The organism is Mycobacterium sp. Panama NTM2, from assembly GCF_054355555.1.
Map to the genome: position 1 here is coordinate 3,134,290 of NZ_CM135953.1, position 21,111 is coordinate 3,155,400.

General features: G+C 69.4%; 21 protein-coding genes. 6 read left to right on the top strand and 15 right to left on the bottom strand.

All coding sequences use genetic code 11. The annotated features are described in order from the left end of the window. The first annotated feature begins 16 nt into the window (after positions 1-16). Complete coding sequence (locus ACXYX3_RS14760; RefSeq protein ID WP_241206142.1) at positions 17-904, top strand: DoxX family protein; 888 nt, start codon at positions 17-19, stop codon at positions 902-904. A 100-nt stretch (positions 905-1,004) separates the two neighbouring features. After that, positions 1,005-1,496 (top strand): RDD family protein, encoded by a 492-nt coding sequence (locus ACXYX3_RS14765; RefSeq protein WP_458608036.1) that lies wholly within the window; start codon positions 1,005-1,007, stop codon positions 1,494-1,496. 15 nt (positions 1,497-1,511) lie between these two features. On the opposite strand, the gene ACXYX3_RS14770 is transcribed toward ACXYX3_RS14765, so the two are convergent. After that, positions 1,512-2,993, bottom strand: a complete 1,482-nt coding sequence (locus ACXYX3_RS14770; RefSeq protein WP_458608037.1) for a GntP family permease — start codon at positions 2,991-2,993, stop codon at positions 1,512-1,514. Then, positions 2,993-3,505 (bottom strand): gluconokinase, encoded by a 513-nt coding sequence (locus tag ACXYX3_RS14775; RefSeq protein ID WP_458608038.1) that lies wholly within the window; start codon positions 3,503-3,505, stop codon positions 2,993-2,995. The genes ACXYX3_RS14770 and ACXYX3_RS14775 overlap by 1 nt, the downstream gene beginning before the upstream one ends. Positions 3,506-3,630: 125 nt before the next feature. On the opposite strand from ACXYX3_RS14775, the gene ACXYX3_RS14780 reads away from it, so the two are divergent. Then, positions 3,631-4,332 (top strand): FadR/GntR family transcriptional regulator, encoded by a 702-nt coding sequence (locus tag ACXYX3_RS14780; protein WP_241206138.1) that lies wholly within the window; start codon positions 3,631-3,633, stop codon positions 4,330-4,332. Positions 4,333-4,334: 2 nt separating this feature from the next. Here the strand turns inward: ACXYX3_RS14780 and ACXYX3_RS14785 are convergent, their stop codons facing one another. After that, a complete protein-coding gene (locus ACXYX3_RS14785; protein WP_458608039.1) occupies positions 4,335-5,078 on the bottom strand; it encodes a DUF4333 domain-containing protein in 744 nt (247 codons plus the stop codon). A 62-nt stretch (positions 5,079-5,140) separates the two neighbouring features. Between ACXYX3_RS14785 and ACXYX3_RS14790 the strand changes: the two genes are divergently transcribed. Next, on the top strand, positions 5,141-6,037 hold the full coding sequence (locus tag ACXYX3_RS14790; protein ID WP_458608040.1) for an SCO6745 family protein: 897 nt from the start codon (positions 5,141-5,143) through the stop codon (positions 6,035-6,037). A gap of 4 nt (positions 6,038-6,041) precedes the next feature. On the opposite strand, the gene ACXYX3_RS14795 is transcribed toward ACXYX3_RS14790, so the two are convergent. The 3 genes from ACXYX3_RS14795 to ACXYX3_RS14805 are packed head-to-tail and all read right to left on the bottom strand — an operon-like array spanning position 6,042 to position 9,934. Beyond that, positions 6,042-6,368: a YnfA family protein gene (locus ACXYX3_RS14795; RefSeq protein WP_458608041.1), complete on the bottom strand. Its 327-nt coding sequence runs from the start codon at positions 6,366-6,368 to the stop codon at positions 6,042-6,044. 5 nt (positions 6,369-6,373) lie between these two features. Further along, positions 6,374-8,380, bottom strand: a complete 2,007-nt coding sequence (locus ACXYX3_RS14800; protein WP_458608042.1) for a primary-amine oxidase — start codon at positions 8,378-8,380, stop codon at positions 6,374-6,376. Between the two features lie 39 nt (positions 8,381-8,419). After that, positions 8,420-9,934, bottom strand: a complete 1,515-nt coding sequence (locus ACXYX3_RS14805) for a carboxylesterase/lipase family protein (RefSeq protein WP_458608043.1) — start codon at positions 9,932-9,934, stop codon at positions 8,420-8,422. 73 nt (positions 9,935-10,007) lie between these two features. Here ACXYX3_RS14805 and ACXYX3_RS14810 point away from each other — a divergent pair, with 73 nt between their 5' ends. Further along, entirely contained in the window at positions 10,008-10,688 is a 681-nt protein-coding gene (locus ACXYX3_RS14810; protein ID WP_458608044.1) for a hypothetical protein, read from the top strand. A gap of 4 nt (positions 10,689-10,692) precedes the next feature. Here ACXYX3_RS14810 and ACXYX3_RS14815 read toward each other — a convergent pair whose 3' ends face one another. Together ACXYX3_RS14815 and ACXYX3_RS14820 are read right to left on the bottom strand one after the other, a co-directional pair. Continuing rightward, positions 10,693-11,271, bottom strand: coding sequence for a hypothetical protein (locus ACXYX3_RS14815; protein ID WP_458608045.1), 579 nt, complete (start codon positions 11,269-11,271; stop codon positions 10,693-10,695). Positions 11,272-11,289: 18 nt separating this feature from the next. Further along, positions 11,290-11,595: a hypothetical protein gene (locus ACXYX3_RS14820; RefSeq protein ID WP_458612096.1), complete on the bottom strand. Its 306-nt coding sequence runs from the start codon at positions 11,593-11,595 to the stop codon at positions 11,290-11,292. A 177-nt stretch (positions 11,596-11,772) separates the two neighbouring features. On the opposite strand from ACXYX3_RS14820, the gene rbpA reads away from it, so the two are divergent. Next, positions 11,773-12,108, top strand: a complete 336-nt coding sequence (rbpA, locus tag ACXYX3_RS14825) for an RNA polymerase-binding protein RbpA (RefSeq protein ID WP_046365694.1) — start codon at positions 11,773-11,775, stop codon at positions 12,106-12,108. Here the strand turns inward: rbpA and ACXYX3_RS14830 are convergent, their stop codons facing one another. The 7 genes from ACXYX3_RS14830 to cobN are packed head-to-tail and all read right to left on the bottom strand — an operon-like array spanning position 12,109 to position 21,095. After that, positions 12,109-12,906: a polyprenol monophosphomannose synthase gene (locus ACXYX3_RS14830; protein WP_458608046.1), complete on the bottom strand. Its 798-nt coding sequence runs from the start codon at positions 12,904-12,906 to the stop codon at positions 12,109-12,111. Further along, complete coding sequence (lnt, locus tag ACXYX3_RS14835; protein ID WP_458608047.1) at positions 12,903-14,600, bottom strand: apolipoprotein N-acyltransferase; 1,698 nt, start codon at positions 14,598-14,600, stop codon at positions 12,903-12,905. The genes ACXYX3_RS14830 and lnt overlap by 4 nt, the downstream gene beginning before the upstream one ends. Further along, positions 14,593-16,131: an amidohydrolase gene (locus ACXYX3_RS14840; protein WP_458612097.1), complete on the bottom strand. Its 1,539-nt coding sequence runs from the start codon at positions 16,129-16,131 to the stop codon at positions 14,593-14,595. Before ACXYX3_RS14840 ends, lnt begins: the two co-directional genes overlap by 8 nt. Positions 16,132-16,175: 44 nt before the next feature. Continuing rightward, the gene (locus tag ACXYX3_RS14845; protein WP_458608048.1) at positions 16,176-16,685 is read right to left on the bottom strand and encodes an FxsA family protein; all 510 of its coding nucleotides are present in this window, start codon (positions 16,683-16,685) and stop codon (positions 16,176-16,178) included. A 33-nt stretch (positions 16,686-16,718) separates the two neighbouring features. Then, positions 16,719-17,114, bottom strand: coding sequence for a PPOX class F420-dependent oxidoreductase (locus tag ACXYX3_RS14850; RefSeq protein ID WP_458608049.1), 396 nt, complete (start codon positions 17,112-17,114; stop codon positions 16,719-16,721). Between the two features lie 3 nt (positions 17,115-17,117). Beyond that, on the bottom strand, positions 17,118-17,498 hold the full coding sequence (locus tag ACXYX3_RS14855; RefSeq protein ID WP_458608050.1) for a PPOX class F420-dependent oxidoreductase: 381 nt from the start codon (positions 17,496-17,498) through the stop codon (positions 17,118-17,120). Positions 17,499-17,516: 18 nt separating this feature from the next. After that, entirely contained in the window at positions 17,517-21,095 is a 3,579-nt protein-coding gene (cobN, locus tag ACXYX3_RS14860) for a cobaltochelatase subunit CobN (protein ID WP_458608051.1), read from the bottom strand. Between the last annotated feature and the right edge of the window lie 16 nt (positions 21,096-21,111).

Consider the following 21,111-nt stretch of genomic DNA (forward strand, 5'->3'; position numbering starts at 1 on the left):
TGGGAACATGTCCCCCATGTTGATCCGTCGCGTCGCGCGCCCCATGCTGTCCGCCGTGTTCATCTCTCGCGGGATCGAGGCCCTGCGGAGCCCGAAACCCGCAGCCCAGTCCACCCAGAACACGCTTGACGGGCTCAGCAAGCTGCCCGATCCGGTCAGCACCAATCTGCCGTCGGACGCCGAGACGGTGGCCCGGATCAACGCGGCCGTCCAGATCGGCGGCGGCCTGCTGCTGGCGACCGGCAAGCTTCCGCGGTTCGCGTCGGCAGCACTGGCGCTGACCGTCGTGCCGGGATCCCTGAGCGGGCACAATTTCTGGAACCAGACCGATCCTGCGCGCAAGGCCGACGAGCGGCGCGCGTTCGTGACCGACATCAGCCTCATCGGCGGCCTCATCATCGCCGCGGTCGACACCGAGGGGAAGCCGTCGCTGGGCTGGCGCGGCCGTCGCGCGGCACGCAAGGCCGCCGAGGCCGTCACCGCGGCACTCCCGGTCGGCGCGGCCGCGGGCGGCTCGCTGGCCGACAGCGAGTTCGCCGACAAGGTGGGACACGGTCTGCATGTGGGCGCGGAGCGCGGGCGCGAACTCGCGCACATCGCCCGGGAACGCGGCGGAGAGCTGGCGGAGGTCGCGCGGGAGCGCGGCGGTGAGCTCGCCGAGGTGGCTCGCGAACGTGGCGGCGAGCTGGCCGACGTCGCGCGCGAACGCGGTGGTGAGTGGGCGGTGCTGGCCCGGCAACGCGGTGAAGAGATCGCCGACGCCGCCCGTGACCGCGCGCCGGATCTCGCGGACGCCGCTCGCGAACGGGCCCAGCGCTCCGCGGACATCGCGCGTGGGCGGGCCGCAGAACTGGCCGACACCGCAAGCTCCGAAGTCAAGAAGCGCCGCAAGCAGCTGCGCTGACCCCACATCCGAGCGCCAGCCCCCGCGAAGCCCTTTCGCGGGGGCTGACTGCTGGGTACGGTGGGCTCGCAGCCAGCCGCCGTGAGAAGGAGCTCCTCCGATGACCAGCGACTATCCCCCGCGATCCGGCCAGTACGGCTACCCGGGGTCCTATCCGCCGCCCGGCGGCGGCGGCCAGCCCGGTGGCCTCGGAATGCGCTTCGCGGCCCGATTGATCGACGGCCTGATCGTCGGCATCGTGGGCAGCATCATCGTTTTCGCGATCGGCGCGTCGTCGAACATCTGGATCACCGGGCTCTTCACCGGCGCGATGAGCTTCATCTACTACGTGGCGTTCGAGGTGACCCAGGGCTGGACCCCGGGCAAGAAGTTGCTCGGGCTCAGCGTGCGCGGCCCCGGCGGGGCGCCCAAACCGACCGCTACGCAGTCGGCGATCCGTAACTCGTGGACGCTGCTCCCGATCATCCCGTTCATCGGCGGCCTACTCGGGGTGGTGGCGATCGTCGTCATCGCGGTGACGATCAACGGCAGCCCCACCAAGCAGGGCAAGCACGACGAGCTCGCCGGCGGGACCCAGGTGCAGAAGGCCTGAGGCCCCCGCCGGGGATCAGATGACGACCCCCAGCAGCAGTACCAGGATGAGGCCCGTCACCGACAGCACCGTCTCCATCACCGACCAGCTCTTGATGGTCTGCCCGACGCTCATCCCGAAGAACTCCTTGATGAGCCAGAAGCCGGCGTCGTTGACATGGGAGAAGAACAGCGACCCGGCACCCACGGCGAGCACCACCAGCGACACCTCGCCGGTGCTCAGGCCATCCACCAGGCCGAGCATCAGCGACGACGCCGTGATGGTGGCAACGGTCGCAGAACCGGTGGCCAACCGGATCAGCACGGCGATCACCCAGGCCAGCAGGATGACCGACATGTTGGCGCCGCGCGCCCAGTCGGCGAGCAGAGTGCCGATGCCGCTGTCGACGAGCACCTGCTTGAAGCCGCCGCCGGCGGCGACGATCAGGATGATCCCGGCGACCGGCGGCAACGAGGACTCGACACACGTGACGATCTGATCGCGCGTCATCCCTGCTCCCCGACCCAGCGTGAAGATGCCGACGATGACGGCGATCAACAGGGCCACGAGCGGACGACCCAGGATGTCGAACGTCTGGCGGATCAGGTTCGCGTCGTCGTCGATGAAGATGTCGGCCAGCGACTTACCCATCATCAGCGCCACCGGAAGCAGCACGCTGAACAGCGTGATCCCGAACCGCGGCCGGGACCGCTGGTCGACGGTCTGGGTGGCCAGCGAACTGCCCCCCGAGGTGGGTAGCGCGCCGCCGGAATCGGCGTCGGAAACTGCACTGTCGCGCCGCCGCGCGCCGGTGTCGCTGTCGAACCGGTCGGGGATGTCGATGACGACCCAGCGTCCGGCCAGCTTGCCGAACAGGGGACCCGCGACGATGACGGTGGGGATCGCGACGGCGACGCCGAGAGCCAGCGTGACACCCAGATCGGCGCCGAGCAGATCGATCGCCGTGAGCGGGCCGGGGTGCGGGGGCACGAGCCCGTGCATCGCCGAAAGACCTGCCAGAGCGGGGATTCCGATGGTGATCAGGGACTGCCCTGAACGCTTGGCGACGAGGTAGATGACAGGCATCAACAGCACCAGGCCGATCTCGAAGAACATCGGGAGCCCGATGATCGCACCCACCAGTGCCATCGCCCATGGTAGCGCCCGGGGCGAGGACCGCCCCACGATCGTGTCCACGATCTCGTCGGCGCCCCCGGAATCGGCCAGCAGTTTGGCGAACATCGCGCCCAGGGCGATCAGGATGCCGACGCCTGCGGCGGTGCTGCCGAAGCCGTCGGAGAAGGAGTCGAGCACGTCGCCGACGTTCTCCCCCGCCACGATGCCGACCGTCAGCGCGCCGAAGATCAGCGCGAGGAACGGGTGCAGCTTCGCCACGGTGATCAGCACGACGATCAGCGCGATACCGGCCAGCGCGGCCAGCACCAGTTGCCAGCCCGATGCCACCGGTTCGGGTAGCTCTGTGTCCGCCGCGAGGACGGTGAGCATTGACGAGTCCATCACTTCTCCTGTTCGATCGCCGAAGATGTTGTGGTGCAGTAGGTGTCGATGATCGCGTCGATGCTCTGATCGACGTCGATGGTGGTGCCCGGCTCGTCGGCGTCCAGCGGCTCGAGCGTCGCGAACTGCGAGGCCAGAAGTGAGGCCGGCATGAAGTGGCCCGGCCGGCTCGCCTGCCTGCGGGCGATGACGTCCGGGGTACCGCTGAGATGGAGGAACTGCACATCGGGGCAATGGGTGCGCAGTTGATCGCGGTAGCTGCGCTTGAGCGCCGAGCAACTCATCACGCCACCGGTCTCGCAGCGCTGCGCCAGCCAGACGCCAATGGCTTCGAGCCAGGGATGCCGGTCATCGTCGTCGAGGGGATGACCCGCGGTCATCTTCGCGATGTTCTCGGCGGGATGGAAGTCGTCTGCGTCGGCGAACGGCACCCGCAACCGTTGTGCCAGAGCGGCACCGACAGTCGATTTCCCCGAGCCCGATACGCCCATGACCACGACGGGTGACGCCACCTGATCCTCCTACCCTGCTGTGCCTGCCGTCACACACAATGCCTCAATAGGCATACGATTGCAAGACAATCACGGATTTGCATCTGCTTAATCGACATCAGCCCAGCGTATGACAGGATGATTGCGTGACCGAGACGCCGTCCGCAGCCCTGCACGGCAGCGTGCTGAGCGCCTTGGGCACGGCGATCGTGGCCGGCACACATGCTCCGGGCGACGTGTTGACCCTCGACGGCGTGTGCGTGCGGTACCGGGTGTCACGCAGCGTCGCCCGCGAGGCCATCCGCGTTCTCGAGTCCATGGGCATGGTCGCCTCACGGCGCCGCGTGGGCATCACGATCCAACCGGCCGCGACCTGGAACGTCTTCGATCCCCGACTGATCCGGTGGCGCCTCGACTCCGACGATCGCGCGAGGCAGCTCACCTCGCTGTCCGAACTGCGGCGCGGCTTCGAACCGGCAGCCGCCGCGCTGGCCGCGCAGCGCGCCGATCCGCACCAGTGCCGCATCATGGCCGCCGCGGTCTCCGACATGGTCGTACACGGACGCTCCGGTGATCTCGAGTCATACCTGTTGGCCGACAAGGTCTTTCATCGAACCCTGCTGGAGGCCAGCGGTAACGAGATGTTCCGCGCCCTCTACGACGTCGTCGCCGAGGTGCTCGCCGGGCGCACCCATCACGGCATGATGCCCGCGACGCCCAACCCGGCGGCCATCGCGTTGCACGACGAGGTGGCCCGTGCGGTCCGCCTGCGCGACTCCGACGCCGCCGAGAACGCGATGCGGGCGATCATCGACGAGGCGGCCTCCGCGGTCGCCGCCGACGACTGACGTCAGCGCCGCGGCGCGTAGGTGTAGTCGATCCGGGTGCCGTCGACGGCGGTCACTGTCACCGTCAGCTCGGCGCGCTCCGTGCCGGAGACCACCGTGCAGTCGACGGAATTGCCCACCCGGCCCTCCAGGTTGCCACCGCAGACCGCGGAGTCCGGCCGCCGATTCACCCGGCCGGTGAGCTCGTCGAGCAAGGAGGTCTCGAGCTCGGCCTTGGTCAGCAGCGGAACCAGGTCGAACGTCATCGTCAACCCGGTGACGCCGGTGACCGTCGCCGTGCGGCGCACCGGCGGACCACCGACGGACACGTCGCACTGCGCCGATGCCCCCGTGCGGCCGGGCAGCCCCGACAGGCACGCGACCGCATCCGTCGGGCTCGACACCAGCCGCGCCACGGCGCGTTCGAGTTGGGGTCGCGACAGTGCAGGGATCATCTCGTAGAGGATCGAGGCACCGTCGATGTCGGTGACGGTCACGATCGGCTCGAAGCTGTTCGTCGGGCTCAGTACGACGTCACACCGGGCGGACTGCCCGACTTCCCCGACCAGCGGGTCTTTGCAGATGACAGATTCCGGTGTCTCCCCCGCCTTCGCGAGCCGGTCTGCGATGTCGGACTGCAGATCCTCGGGCGCCACGGCAGGGATCGCGTCAGAGCTCACCGGGGAACTGCACGCCAGAAGGGCGCCACAGCCGACAGCCAGCCCGGCGAACCCCCTGATCAGCTTGGCCATCTGCTTGCCCGTCACCCTCGACCCACGGTGGTGGGGACGTTAGCAGACCGGCCACCGCGGGGTGATTGACTGCGAGGGTGGACAACCGCTCTGGCCGCCCGACCACGCTGGCCCGCCGCTTCTTCGACCGGATCGAACCGGTACATGCCGTCACCTACTTCGCGCCCGAGGCCCGGGCAGCCCTCGACGATCTCGGCTATCGCGGGTTCTGGATGGGCTACTTCGCCGCCCGGTCCGCGCCGCTGGGCATCGTGCCGGCCGAGGTCGTCACCGCGGCGTTCTACAACTTCGCCGCGGACAGGGTCGCCAAGACCCTGCCCGCCGCGTGGGACATGGCACCCCCTGCCGAGGCCCTGCGGGCCCGCGAGAGGGGGGCGGTGGCTGCGCTGCGCCGGTGCGGTGTCACCGAGATCCAGGCGCGCTCCGCGGCCGACCTGGCCGCCCGCGCAGCGGCCGGCGGTCAGATCGAGGGTCGGGTGCTCTACGCCGCCAACCGAGCGGTGGCCTGGCCGGACGAACCGGTGGCCCGGCTCTGGCACGCGGCCACCCTGCTCCGCGAACACCGTGGCGACGGCCACGTCGCCGTGCTCACCGCCGAGGGACTGTCCGGCCGCGAGTGCAATGTGCTGCACGCTGCCGCCGGCCGGGTGCCCGAGGAGATGATCAAACGCAGCCGCGACTACGACGACGCGCAGTGGGCCGCGCACCGCGACGCGTTGCGCCGGCGCGGAGTGCTCGACGCCGACGGTGCCATCACCGACCAGGGCCGCGCGCTCAAGCAGCACATCGAGGACCGGACCGACGCGCTCGCGCTGGCCGCCCTCGACGTCCTCGACGACGACGAGGTCGAGGCGTTGTTCGGTGCCCTCACACCGATCACGCGCGCCGTGATCGCGGCCGGCGACGTCCCGGCCGGGACGCCGATGGGACTGAGCCGCGACGACCTCGACGACGACAGCGCCCATCTCGGGTGACCGCTCAGCGCGGGCCGTACATGATGAGCGCGACGCCCAGCAGGGCCACCAGCGCGCCGCACACATCCCATCGATCCGGCCGAAAACCGTCCATCGCCATCCCCCACAGCAGCGAGCCGGCGATGAACACGCCGCCGTAGGCGGCGAGCACCCGGCCGAAGTGTGCGTCGGGCTGGAACGCGGCGACGAATCCGTATGCGCCCAGCGCGATCACGCCGGCCCCCATCCACGCCCAGCCGCGATGCTCACGCACTCCCTGCCACACCAGCCAGGCTCCGCCGATCTCGAGAACCGCCGCGAGCACGAACAAAGCGGCGGATTTGGCGACCACGAGGCTCAGTGGTGCGCGCTGGTGCTCGAGGTGTGACACGCCTGCGGCGGGGTGTCGACGACGTCGAGTGCGGGATTGCGGTCGAAGAAGCCGAAGGGTTTGAGCCAGAACGACACGATGTCGGCCGGCATCACCGGCCAGTCCTCGGGCCGGGTGATGTGGTGGATGCCGAACACGTACCAGAGCACCACATCGGTGTTCTCGATGGGTCGATCGGCCGCGGTCCAGTGCGTCAACCCGGTGTCGCGGACCGACTGGTTCACGAATTCGCCTGCAGGCCAACGCTCATCGGGTCGATTCGGGGTGACCCACAGGGTGTGGGCGATGACCCCGGCGCGCTGCAGCACCGGCGAGGCGGGATCGAACATCGGTGGAATGGCGCCGGTGGGGACCAGCTTGTAGGCGGGGTGGGCGCCGATACCGGTGACCACGTTGGGGTTGACCACTTTCCAGGCGCGCTGCGTGGCGAAATCGACATCCTGGCGGGCCTCGGCCTCCGTGCGCAGTGGCACGTTGCGCGTCACCAGAGACAAGCCGTACGGATTGTCCGGGCCGATCGGCTCGGCGGCGGACTCACTCATGACGACCGTGTTGTCCGTGCCGTCGACGTCCATGTCGAGACGCGCCACCAGAAAATGTTGATGGAACGGCGCATAGGTGCGTTCGTCGACGATCGTGCCGTTCGGACTGGGGGCGCCCGGGGGCAGGGGCGTGGTCACCATGATGCCGGTCGCGCGGACTTCGCACTCGATGCTGCCGTCCTGGTAGAGGCGCCAGTACACGAGGTACTCGTAGTTGGCGACGGTGACGTGGAACGACAGCGTGAGTCGGCGCATGCGGCGCACCTCGGCACCGATGTCGTGGTCCACGTGCTTCCACAGCACGGCGTTGTCCTCTTCGTGTAGGCAGATCGCGTTGGTGATCCGATACGGCTCGCCGGCACTGTCGTGCAGCACGGCATCGAGATAGCGGATCTCCCCCAGACAGTCGCAGCCGAGCTCCAGAGACGTCGTCATGAAGCCGAGGCCCCACTCCCCGATGTCGAAAGCGGTGCGCCGGTAGTGGTCCGGTGACGGGTCGCGGTAGGGCACCACCATCTCCGCGAACGACATCCGGTGAGCGATCGACCGGTCGCGGTCGCCATCGCGGTACCGGACGGTGTGCAGCGTCATGCCCTCGCGGTGGTTGAAACCCACTCGCAGCGACCAGTTCTGCCACGTCACCAGGTTGCCGTCGATCGAGAACGACGGTCCTTCGGGCTGGGTGATGTGCAACGGCTTGAGCTGTTCCCTGCGGCTGCGACCCAGCACGCCGTCGGGGATGTGACGGGGCACGTACTCCCCCATGACCTCCGGTGGTGTCGCGCCGCCGGCCGGTGAGAACGGTCCCACGTCTTCGACGCGCAACAGCTCCATTGCATTGAGGTCGATCACGCAGTGCAGACCACTGAGCATCCGCGCATACGGGTTGGCACCCGGTGCGCCCTTGACCCAGCTGTCCGACCAGCCGATGCGCCGGTCGCGGAACTCGGGCGGCGCGACTGCCTCACCGTAGGTCCAGGTGTCGAAAAACACGAGGTCGATGTCGGTGATTCCACGACCGCGCAGCGCGGCGATGACATCGGGATGGCTGCGCAGAAGTCGGTCGCACTCGGTGAATTCGTCCACGGTGAAGTTGGCCTGAACGCCGGGGACGTGTTCGAAGGACTCCACGCGATCGTCGGTCAGCGAGACCACGCTCTTGTAGGTGGCGTTCGTGCTGCGGTCGAAGCACACCACCGACGCGCGCCGCGTGGGTCGCGTTCCGCCCGCGTCGAAGTCGGCGAGCTCGGCCTTCGACGGCTCGATCAGCTCGATCGAGGCGAACCGCCAGCCCCTGCGCTCCCCCGGCTCACCCGCGGGCGTCGTCCGGACATCGCGGTCGCGTCGCAGCACCGTGGCGACCGCGCGGAACTCGGCCTCGTCGAGTGGATCGAGCGGATGGGCAGTGGATGGGGGCGGCGCATCAGACACCCGTTAACGCAACCACACACCGCAGCGGCGAGCACGCGATTACGCGAACTCGAACGTCTTCCACACCTCACGCCGTTCCGCGTGCGGATCGTGCTCGACCCGGCGGCGCCTGTCGAGCACCATCACCGCCCGTTCGTCGTGGTCGTACTGCGGCCAGTCCTCGCCGGGCATTCCGTCGACCGCGAAGGTCAGCCAACGCCTCTGGATGTCGTCGCTCACTTTGCCGGCAGCGCGCGAATCGAGTCCGGCCGCCAGCAGCTTGCCGTATCGGGACCGGTAGACGTCGAACACCGCGAGCAACTCCATCGCGTGCGTGGCGCCCAGCCCCGTCAGATGCAGCGCCCGCGTCGCGTAGTCGTATCGGTACACATACGTCGGGGCGTGTCGGCTGTGCGCTTCGGCGATCTGCCACATCGCGGAGGCGAAGATGAAATCGCCGCCGAGCCGAACACAGGCCGCCGGCTTCGGGTACTCGGGGTAGGCAGCCAGAATGCGTTCGCGCACACCGGGTTCCGCCTGAGAGAGCAGGCGTTCGATGGCCGGCTCGGTGGTCGGCAACAGTTTGAGGAAGCGGGTGAACAGCCGGCCTTCGTCGGCGTTCGTCCCCACGATCAGCGGGACGCGGTGCGCGCTACCGTCGGCCATCGCGTCGGCGGGGTTGGTCGGCAGGTACTCGGTACCGTAGGTGGGTCCGATCGCGAAGGCGCCCAACATCTCACGCTGCCCCTCGACGATGAGTTGCTCCAACGCCGTCACCAGATCCGCCGGCCGGGTGCGTATCAGCACCTCGGCGGCGTCGGACCCCGTTGCCCCGAGGGAGCGCGCGAACCGCTCTGCGTACTGCTCGGCGATATCGGCGCCGCGGGTCATGCCGCTGCTGGGACTCTGCGCGATCGCACGGGCGAACAAGCCCGCAGCGTCCGGGGTGGCCAGCAGCGTCGCGACCGCGTGGGCGCCTGCGCTCTCCCCGAAGATCGTCACGTTGTCCGGGTCGCCACCGAACGCGGCGACGTTGTCGCGGACCCAGCGCAACGCCATCACCAGATCCCGCAGGAAGAGGTTGTCGTCGATCGGGTGCTCGGGGGTCGACAGCGACGACAACTCCAGACAGCCCAGCGCCCCGAGGCGGTAGTTCACCGACACATAGACGCATCCGCGCCGCGCCAGCGCGGCACCGTCGTAGATGGGCGTCGCCGAGCTGCCGAGCAGGTAGCCGCCACCGTGGATGAACACCATCACCGGCAGTGTCCCGCTCTGGGGTCCGGTGTGCGGCTCGGCCGGCGCCACCACGTTGAGCGTCAGGCAGTCCTCGCTCATCGGCTGGTACTTGCCCGGCCGCAGCAGGGTGTACATGCGCTGCTGCGGTGCGCAGGCGCCGAACCCGTGACAGTGCCGCACGCCGGACCACGGCTGAACCGCAACGGGTGCGCGGAACCGCAGCGGGCCCACGGGCGGCTTGGCGTAGGGGATCGACCGCCAGCGGTGAACGCCGTCGCGGGTGAACCCTTCGACGACGCCGGATGCGGTTCTGACCCGCACGGTGTGCTCGTGCATCTTCCCGACGGTAGCGAACATGCGCCCGGCACGCCGCGCCGACCGTGTCGTGTCGGACGGCTAGCCTGGCGTCATGCGCATGGCCGGCCTGCTCGCGGTGGCGACCCTGGTGGCCGGCTGCGCATCGTCGACCGGCGGCCGGCCGGAGTCGGCAGCACCCGAACCGCCCCGGCCCACGGCCACGACCAGCACCGCCGCCGCGCCGTCGACCACCCAGGCCGCGGCTGCGCCGAGCCAGAGCGCCACGATCGACCAGGTGATCGCGTTCGTCGAAGAGGCCGCTGCGGCGGACGCCGCCACCTTCCATGTCGCGTTCCGCGACGGTGTCACCACCCGCCTGGGCGACGACATCGCCTTCACCGCTCCGTCGGGGGCACCGTCGGGCAACACCCAGTGCATGACCACCGCGGACGGCTTGACGTGTCTGCTGGACCTGACCGCCCCACCGCCGCCTCCCGCGGACGCCGAGGGGATGTGGAAGGCGGGCTGGGTGGTGTTCCCGGGTGCTGACCTGCGCGTCGGCGCGCTGCGCGGTGATCCGGGGCCGTTCATCGCCGGATCAGGGGCGGAACTGCCGACCGGTCGCGCGCTGAGCATCGGCGATACGCGCTGCCGTAGCGCCGACGCAGGCCTGTTCTGCGTGAACTATGCGCACCGGTCCGCCGTGCGGATCAGCGCGGACGGTGTGGTGCCGTTCGGCTGCCTGCAGCCCGTGGCGCCACCACCGGGCGTCGGGGCCGCGTACCGCTGCTGACCACTCACAGGTGCTGCTGCCGCGCCTTCTCGCGAACCCTGCCGGGGTACGCCTGGGTCATGCCGACGGCCCCGACGATCACCACCACCGGAATGACCGCCTTGGTGAGATGCACAGTCGCCGGCGCGGTGGCGGCGAGGTAGCCCAGCACTGCGATCAACGCGAACACCAGCGCCCACATCAGGGTCAGGACCTGATTGGTGCGGCGGAACGCCATCTGCTCCCAGTCCTGCCGGAGCGCCGACGCCGGCGCGTACTGGGCGGTGAAGGGTTCGAACGCCAGGGAGCCCAGCGACATCACCGCGAGCACTCCGCTGGACAGGGTGGTGGCGTAGGTGTCCATCCAGTCGCGATCCTGGGCACCGACGACCAGGCCGACCACGGTCACGCCGGCAAAGAACACGACGGTGACGATGTCGAGCATCCGCACCCCGGCGACGCCGGCCGACACGCCGAGGATCAGAGTGGCGAGCACCGCGCAGACGGCGCCGAACAGCCACGTGCTCGGGCCGTCGGCCACCACCCAGTAGATGATCCACGGGACGAACCCGACGAACGGGCTGCGCTCGAACCATTCGTCCATCGAAGTGTCGGGCGCAGCTCAGCGCCACCCGTCGGCCGCGCGCGCGGCCCGCATCACCGCGTCACACAACTCGCGCAGTTCACTCGGCTCGGCGCCCTCCTCGAGGGCGGTCGCCATGTCCTCGGCGGCGCAGCGCACCTGATACACCCTGTCGGACAGCACCGACGCCTCCTCGGCGCTCAGCACGACCGCGTCTTCGGCCACCGCGGACCCCTTGACCAGGGCACGCTGTTCATAGGCCCGCTGCCGGCAGGACTGCCTGCAGTACTGGCGCCGTCTCCCCAGCCCCGCGTCGGCCACTTCGCGGCCACACCACCGACACATCTGAGGACGTGTACGGGATCTGCGAGGAGGAGCCAGCCGGTCCGGGGAGGCGGTCACGCGCCGACTCTAAACCGAGGAATACTCGGATCCCGGTATCATCGAGGGCCGAGTCGGGAACTCCGTTGATCAGATCTGCGTTGAATACCCCGGACCACATGCGCTGAAGAGGAGTTGACGATGGCTGATCGCGTCTTGAGGGGCAGCCGCCTCGGAGCTGTGAGCTACGAGACTGACCGCAATCACGACCTGGCGCCGCGTCAGGTCGCCCGCTACCGCACCGACAACGGCGAGGAATTCGACGTTCCGTTCGCCGACGATGCCGAGATCCCCGGTACCTGGCTGTGCCGCAACGGCATGGAGGGCACGCTCATCGAAGGTGATGTGCCCGAGCCCAAGAAGGTCAAGCCGCCCCGCACCCACTGGGACATGCTGCTGGAGCGCCGCTCGGTCGAAGAGCTCGAGGAACTGCTCAAGGAGCGCCTCGACATCATCAAGACCCGCCGCAGGGGCTGATCAGCGGGCGGTGCCCCGGGCCCGGTCCAACCGGGCCCGGATGCCCCACTGTGCGACTTTGAGGATGGCTTCGCGGATTGTCGAGCCGTCCATCTTCGAGACCCCGTGCTCGCGTTCGGTGAACGTGATCGGCACTTCGACGACTGTGAACCCGGCGTTGATCGAACGCCAGGTCAGGTCTACCTGGAACCCGTAGCCCTTCGAATCGACGGCAGCCAGGTCGATCTTCTCGAGCACCTCACGTCGGTACGCGCGGTAGCCCGCGGTGATGTCGTGGATGTCCACCCCCAGCAGGATGCGCGAATATCCGTTGGCCGTCTTGGACAGAACCATCCGGCGGCGCGGCCAGTTCCGCACCTCCCCACCGTCGACGTAGCGCGAGCCGATCGCAAGATCCGCGCCGCGATCGACGGCGTCGAGCAGCCGGTACAGCTGCTCGGGGGCATGGCTGCCGTCGGCGTCCATCTCCACCAGCACGGTGTACTGCCTGCTCAGCCCCCACGCGAAACCGGCGAGGTACGCCGCGCCGAGACCGTCTTTGGAGGTGCGGTGCATGACGTGGACGCGGTCGGGATCGGACAGCGCGAGTTCGTCGGCCAGCGCGCCGGTGCCGTCGGGGCTACCGTCGTCGACGACCAACACGTGCACCTGCGGCGCAGCCTCGGTCACCCGGCCGATGATCTTGAGCAGGTTGTCGCGCTCGTTGTAGGTCGGGATGATCACGAGGGTGCGTGCGCTGGGCTTCGCCGCGGCTTCCGGGCCGACTTCCTGGCCACCGGGGCTGCCGGGGACGCTCATGTGGCTCCTTTGCCGTTCTCGGACGTCGACCGCCGACGCCTCAATCTTGCTGGCACGAAGAATCCATTGTGCAGCATGGCCGCCACGATCCCCGCACCGCCGATGGCCACCAGCACCGCCTCGACGTAGGGACCGAACCGGGTCGCCGGGGTCAGCGACGTCCGCAGCCGGATCTGTTGATCCAGGTAGGCAGGCTCGAAGAACTGCGTACGCGCCAGCTCGCGACCTGCCGGGGAGATCACCGCGCTGATCCCGACGGTCCCGGAGACGACGACGTAGCGATCGTGCTCGACCGCTCGCAACCGGGCGAACGCGAGTTGCTGTTCGCTCATAGCCTCGTCGAAGGTCGCGTTGTTGCTGGGGACGGCGAGCAGCTGGGCGCCACTGCGGACGGCTTCGCGGGCGGCGCGGTCGAAGATCACTTCCCAGCACGTGGTGACACCGACGGGGATGCCCGCGGCCCGCACCACGCCGTCACCGTGGCCGGGCACGAAGTAGCCGGCCCGGTCGGCATACGACGAGAGCTTGCTGAAGAAGCCGCGCCACGGCAGATACTCGCCGAACGGCTGGATGATCTGCTTGTCGTGGCGGTCGGCGGGCCCGGTGTCGGGGTCCCAGACGATCACCGAGTTCGTCGACACCGGGTTGTCACGGCGGTAGCCGGGAGCGGCGAGCACGCCGCCCACGAGGATCGGCGCCCGAATCGCTGCAGCGGCCGCGGAGATCTCCTTGGCGGCGTCGGCGTTGGCCAAAGGATCGATGTCCGAGGAGTTCTCCGGCCAGACCACCACCATCGGCTGCGGTGCCCGGCCCGCCCGCACGTCGTCGGCGAGGCGCAGCGTCTCCTTGACGTGGTTGTCGAGCACCGCACGCCGCTGGGCGTTGAACTCCAGCCCCAGCCGCGGCACGTTGCCCTGCACGACGGCGACGGTGACCGGCGGTTCGTCGCCGACGCCGGCACCGGACTTGCGCACATGCGGCCAGGCCAGCGCGGCGGTCAGCAGCACGATGGCCACGCACAGTCCCGGCAACACCACGGCCGGCGGTGCCGCGGCGCGTGCGGCGCGATCGCTGCGCCACCACCTGATCACCTCGATCGTCATCGCCGCGACACCGAAGCCGACCAGCACGACACCGAAAGAGACCAGCGGGGCCCCGCCGAAGTAGGCCAGCGGCAACGCCGGACTCTGGGTTTGCGAGTAGCCGACGACACCCCACGGGAATCCGCCGAACGGCACCGTCGATTTCAGCCACTCCTGCGCCGACCACAGGCCGGCGAACCACAGCGGCCAGCCGGGCACCCTGCGAACGAGGACCGCGACGAGCCCGAACAGCGCCGGGAACAGCGCCTCGACGGCACTGAGCGCGAGCCACGGCACCGGGCCCACGAGTCCACTGATCCAGGGCAGCAGAGGGATGTAGAACGCGAGCCCGAACAGCAGCCCGTAACCGAATCCGCCCTTGATCGTCGTCGACCGCGTGGTCAGCACCCAGCCCAGCGCGGCGAAGGAGGCGATGGCGGCGAACCACCAGCCGAACGGCGGGAAACTCAGGCACAGCATCAGCCCACCCAGTAGGGCGGCCGTCAACTGCGGCAGCCGGTCCACCACGGCCCGACCGATCCGCTGTCGTCGCGACAGGGGCTGGGCGGTGACGGGTTCGGCTTCGGGTTCGCGTTCGGTGGCCTCAGCCATGGAGGATCGCGCCTCGATGCACCGTCTGCCGGCACCGCGGGGCATCACCGTCCAGACGGGGCAGCACCGGGACTCGAGAGCGAGGGTCGGTCGACCAGCGCTGCACCGCATCGGCGGGGGCGCTGACGTCGAACTCGTCGGCGTCCCACACCGCGTAGGAGGCGGGCGCACCCGGCACGAGCGTGCCCGTCACACCGTCGCGGACACCGCCGGCGCGCCAGGCTCCCCGGGTGGCGGCCGCGAAAGCGGCGCGGGCCGACACGGCGCTGCCTGCGCTGCGATGCGAGGTCGCCGCGCGCACCGCAGACCACGGATCCATGTCGGTCACCGGGGCATCGGAACCGAAGGCAAGGGGCACGCCTTGGGATGCTAACAGCGCGAAATTGTTCATCCCCGACGCGCGCGTCGGTCCGACACGCTGGGCATACATGCCGCGCGGACCGCCCCACAGCGCGTCGAACACAGGCTGCATGCTCGCGATCACACCCCAGCGGCCGAGCAGGGCGGCCTGCTCCTCGGTGACCATCTCGAGGTGTTCGAGGCGGTGCCCGCAACGGGCGACGGCCACGCTGCCGAGCTCGTCGACAACGAAACCCAGCGCGTCGACGACCGCGGTGACCGCGGCATCGCCGATGACGTGAAAGCCGGCGGTGATGCCTGCCTCGGTGCAGGCCATCAGGTGCGCGACGATCGCGTCACCGCTGAGATAGGCGGAGCCGTGCGGCGTCGCGCACCCTGGCGCCGCGTCGGCGTACGGCTCGTGCAGCCACGCCGTGCGCGAGCCGAGGGCCCCGTCGACGAACAGGTCACCGGCCAGTCCCTGCGCGCCCGTCTCGGCGATCAGTGCGCGGGCTGCGTCGGCCGAGCCGACCGCCTCACCCCAGTAGCCGACGACGTCCACGACGTGCTCCACCGCGCGCAGTTCCCGCCAATCCTCGAGACCGCCGATCTCGGGCCCGGCACATTCGTGGACGGCGACGACGCCACGCGACGCCGCGAGGTCGAGGGCGGCCCGGCGGGCGTCGCGGCGCTGCGCGGCGGTCAGGTGGTCGCGGGCGACGCGGCGCACCCGGTGGTGATCGTCGGCCGTCAACGGCCCACGGCCCGACACGCCCGCAGCGTCCTGCAGCGCCGTCGAGGCGACCGCGGAATGCACGTCCACCCGGGCCAGATAGGCCATCCGGCCCGGTCCCACGGCGGCGTCGACGTCCTCGACGGTCGGAGGGGCCTGTTCCGGCCAGCCCGATTCGTCCCATCCGTGCGCCCACAGCACCCCGTCGGGATGCGCGCGGGCATGCGCGGCGACCAGGTCCATGCAGTGGTGAAGCGAGGTCGCCGCCCGCAGGTCGAGGCCGGTCAGACTCAGGCCGGTGGCCGTGACGTGAACATGGCTGTCGACGAAGGCCGGTGCGACGAACCCGCCGGCGAGGTCGACGATCTCCGCGTCCGGGAACTGCGCCCGGCCGACGGCGTCACTGCCCAGCCAGGCGATCACCCCGTTTCGGACCGCCATGGCGGTCGCGTCGGGCATGGCAGGGCTGTGGATGCGCCCACCCAGCAGGAGACGGGTGGCGTTCACTCCGGCAGACGACGCGGTTCGGCCTGGGGTTCGGGGGTGGCGGCGGGAGCGTCGACGACATCGATGACCTCGCCGTCGATGTAGTCGCCTCGAGACGGTGGGTGCGCGAACCGCCGTGCGCCGAACCCCGAGGCCGTGCCCGCGCCGACGATCAGCGGCGCCCGCCGGGCGGCCATCGCGGTGACGACGGGACGCGCGACTGCGCGGGTGGGGGGAAGCAACAGAAGTGCGCCGACGACGGAACTGGCCAGCCCGGGAATCACGACGAGCACCGTACCGAGCGCCATCAGAGCGCTGTCGGTGACCACCCCGGCGGCATTGTCCGCGGTGAGCCCGGATTGCAGACGGCGCAGGTGGCGGCGCAGCTGGGACCCGGCCAGCGCGAGGCCGAGCAGGAACGTGCCCGCGACCGCCAGCAAGGTCGCGCCGAAACCGATCGTCGCGGTCAGCGCGACCAGTACGGCCATCTCGACCACCACGTAGAGCGCGAAGAGCCTCATCGCCATGCCCGGTCAACGTCCGGGGCGCGCGTTCGGTTCCTAGCTGCCGGCAGGTGGGGCGGTCACCTCGATGGCGGCGTGCACCTTGTCGATACCGCCGCGCAGGATCGCCTGGGGGATGAAGTACCAGGCGTGGTTCCAGTAGCGCTTGATGATGAGGGTGAACACCCGGCGCGTCTCGGATTTGGGCAGCATCCGGGCGACACCCTCGACGGGCTCACCTTTGACCTTGCCGAGCACGCCGCACTTCTGGATCGTCACGCGCGGAGTGTTGTTGATCCGCTTGGTCTTCCACGACCCGTCGTCGGTGATGATCAGCAGCTTGTCCCCGTCAGGAACACCCCACACCGGGGTGTGCTTCGGTTTGCCGTCCTTGGTGAAGGTGGTCAGCAGGAGGTACTTCTCGCGGTAGACGTCGGCGAAGGTGGGTGCCATCGGTCAGCTCGCCGCCAGCTCGATGGTGACGTTCTTGTCCATGCCGCCGCGCAGCTTGGAGAAGACGTTGAACACCTTGCCGATCAGGCCGTACCGCTTGCCCAGCGCGTCGTAGGTCGCGGCGTTGGCGGACTTGTCGAGGATCCGCGCAGTGACTTCCACCGCCTCGCCCTTGGGCTTGCCGCCTCGGTCACACGGGGCGATGGTCACCCGGGAGGTGTTGCGGATGCGCTTGACCTTCCACGACTTCTCCTGGGTGATGGCGATCAGCTTGTCCCCCGCCGGCGCCGCCCAGATCGCGGTCGGCTTCGGCCTACCGTCCTTGGTGAACGTCGTGAGCAGGATGTACTCGGACTTGGCGACCTCGGCGAACGTCACGGGCATGGCACAAATGTAGCGGGATCAGCCCTCGAGATCGCCCTCGGTCTCCAGCAGCACCTGCCGGAGACCGTCGAGGGTCGCCTGCTCAGGAGCAGCCCACATGCCACGCCCGGCCGCCTCCAGCAGGCGTTCGGCCATCCCGTGCAACGCCCACGGGTTGGACTCGTTCATGAACTTGCGGTTCTCGTCATCGAGGACGTAGCTCGCCGACAGCTGTTCGTACATCCAGTCCGCCATCACACCCGCGGTGGCGTCGTAGCCGAACAGATAGTCCACCGTCGCGGCCATCTCGAACGCACCCTTGTACCCGTGTCGGCGCATCGCGGTCATCCAGCGCGGATTGACGACGCGGGCCCGGAACACGCGGGTGGTCTCCTCCGACAGGGTGCGGGTGCGTACCGCGTCCGGTCGGGTGTTGTCTCCGATGTAGGCCGCCGGCGCGGTACCGGTCAGCGCGCGCACCGTCGCGACCATGCCGCCGTGATACTGGAAGTAGTCGTCGGAGTCGGCGATGTCGTGCTCACGGGTGTCGGTGTTCTTCGCGGCCACGGCGATCCGGCGGTAGGCCCGGTTCATGTCGTCGGTGGCCGGGGCGCCGTCGAGGCCCCGACCGTAGGCGAAGCCGCCCCACGCGGTGTAGACGGCGGCCAGGTCGGCATCGTCGCGCCAGTTGCGACTGTCGATGAGCTGGAGCAGGCCGGCGCCGTAGGTTCCCGGCTTGGAGCCGAAAATCCTTGTCGTCGCTCGTCGTTCGTCACCGTGCTCGGCGAGGTCACCCTGCGCGTGCGCACGCACGAGATTGTCCTCGTCGGACTCGTCGAGACCGGCGACGAGTCGTACCGCGTCGTCGAGCATCGCGACCACATGCGGGAAGGCATCCCGGAAGAACCCGGAGATCCGCACGGTCACGTCGATGCGGGGCCGGCCCAGCTCGGCCAGCGGGATGGCCTCGAGATCGACCACCCGGCGCGACGCCTCGTCCCAGATGGGACGGACCCCGAGCAACGCGAGCACCTCGGCGATGTCGTCACCGGCGGTGCGCATGGCCGACGTGCCCCACACCGAGAGGCCCACCGATTCCGGCCAGCGTCCGTGATCGGCCCGGTACCGCTCGAGGAGCGAATCCGCCATCGCGACACCGGTTTCCCAGGCCAGCCGGGACGGCACCGCCTTCGGATCCACCGAATAGAAGTTGCGTCCGGTCGGCAACACGTTGACCAGTCCGCGCAAGGGTGATCCCGACGGGCCCGACGGGATGAAGTGGCCGTCGAGCGCCCGCAGCACCTGGTCGATCTCCCCGGCGGTCTGCCTCAGCCGCGGCACCACCTCCACGGCCGCGAACCGCAGGATCGCCGCGACCGCGGAGTCGTCGGTCAGAGAGTCGACGACATCGGCGTTCCAGCCACTGTCCTGCAGGGCCGCAACGAGTTCCCGCGCCCTGGTTTCGGCCTCGTCGACTGCCGCGCGGTCGTCATGGCCGTCCTCGGCCAGCCCGAGAGCCTGGCGCAGCCCGGGCACGGTCTGCTCGCCGCCGAAGAGCTGCCGTGCCCGCAGGATCGCCAACACCAGGTCGAGTTCGCTCTCGTCTGCAGGTCGTTGGCCGAGGATGTGCAGACCGTCGCGGATCTGCACGTCCTTGATCTCGCACAGCCATCCGTCGACGTGCAGCAGCATGTCGTCGAAGGAGTCCTCGTCGGGGCGGTCCTCGAGCCCTAGATCGTGGTCCATCTTGGCCGCCCGCATCAGCGTCCAGATCTGCTGACGGATCGCCGGGAGCTTGCCCGGGTCGAGCGCGGAGATCGTGGAGTGCTCGTCGAGGAGCTGTTCCAGACGGGCGATGTCACCGTAGGTCTCGGCACGCGCCATCGGCGGGATCAGGTGGTCGATCAGCGTCGCGTGGGCTCGTCGCTTGGCCTGGGTGCCCTCCCCGGGGTCGTTCACGAGGAAGGGGTAGACGAGCGGGAGGTCTCCCAGCGCGGCGTCGGTGCCGCACGATGACGACATGCCCAGCGTCTTGCCCGGCAGCCACTCGAGATTGCCGTGCTTGCCGAGGTGCACGACGACGTCCGCGCGAAAACTGTTGCCGAACGCCCCGTCCAGCCAGCGGTAGGCGGCCAGGTAGTGGTGACTGGGCGGTAGGTCCGGGTCGTGGTAGATGGCCACCGGGTTCTCGCCGAACCCGCGGGGCGGCTGCACCATTATCACGACATTGCCGGATTGCATTGCGGCGATGACTATTTCACCGTCGGGGTCGCGGCTGCGGTCGACGAACAACTCTCCCGGTGGCGGGCCCCAGTGTTCGACCACCGCGTCGGCGAGCTCGCGGGGCAGCGTGGCGAACCAGGCCCGGTAGTCCTTCGCCGACACCCGGATCGGGTTGCCGGCCAGCTGCGTCTCGGTCAACCAGTCGGGGTCCTGGCCGCCGCGTTCGATCAGCGCGTGGATCAGCGCGTCCCCGTCGCCTGCGTCGAGGCCAGGAACCTCGCCGATGTCGTAGCCCGCCTCGCGCATCGCACCCAGCAACGCGATCGCGCTCGCCGGAGTGTCCAGACCGACTGCGTTGCCGATGCGGGCATGCTTGGTCGGGTAGGCGGAGAACACCAGGCCGACCCGTTTCTCGGCGGGACCGATCGATCGCAGCCGAGCGTGGCGCACGGCCAAACCCGCTACCCTGGCGCACCTTTCGGGATCGGCGACATAGGTGATGAGCCCCTCGTCGTCGATTTCCTTGAACGAGAACGGAACCGTGATGATCCGGCCGTCGAATTCGGGAACGGCGACCTGGGTGGCCACGTCGAGCGGCGACATCCCGTCGTCGTTGGCGTCCCACTGGGCGCGCGACGACGTCAGGCACAGGCCCTGCAGGATCGGGACGTCAAGGGCGGCAAGGTGAGCCACGTTCCAGGTGTCGTCGGCCCCGCCTGCCGTCACCGCCGCCGGAGTCGCGCCACCGGCCGCGAGCACGGTGGTGATCATGGCGTCGGCGGTGCCGAGCAGTTCGATGAGTTCGGGCTCCGGGGTGCGCAGCGAGGCGCAGAACACCGGAAGCGGCACTCCCCCGGCGGAGTCGATGGCCTCACACAGCGCCTCGATGTAGGCGGTGTTGCCCGCCAGCTGCTGCGCCCGATAGAACAGCACCGCGACGACGGGCCCGTCGGTTCGGCCGGCGGGACGCTCCAGAACACCCCAGGCCGGCGTGCTCGCAGGCTCGGCGAAGCCGACGCCCGTCATCAGCAACGTATCGGACAGGAAGGCGTGCAGGTTCGCGAGATTGTCGACGCCGCCCTGCGCCAGATACACGTGCGCCTGCAGTGCGACCCCGGCCGGCGTGGTCGAACGGTTCATCAGGTCGGCGTCGGGCGCCTGCTCGCCGCTGACCACCACGGTCGGCACCCCGCTGGAGACCACCGCGTCGATACCGTCCTCCCACGCGCGGTAACCGCCGAGGATCCGCACCACCGCGACGTCGGCGGCGGCCAGCAGCTCCTCGAGCTCACCGTCGACCAGCCGCGACGGATTGGCCCACCGGTAGCGCGCACCCGAGGCGCGGGCGGTGATCAGATCGGTGTCCGAGGTGGACAGCAGCAGAACGGTCGTCACCCCCCATTCGTACCGG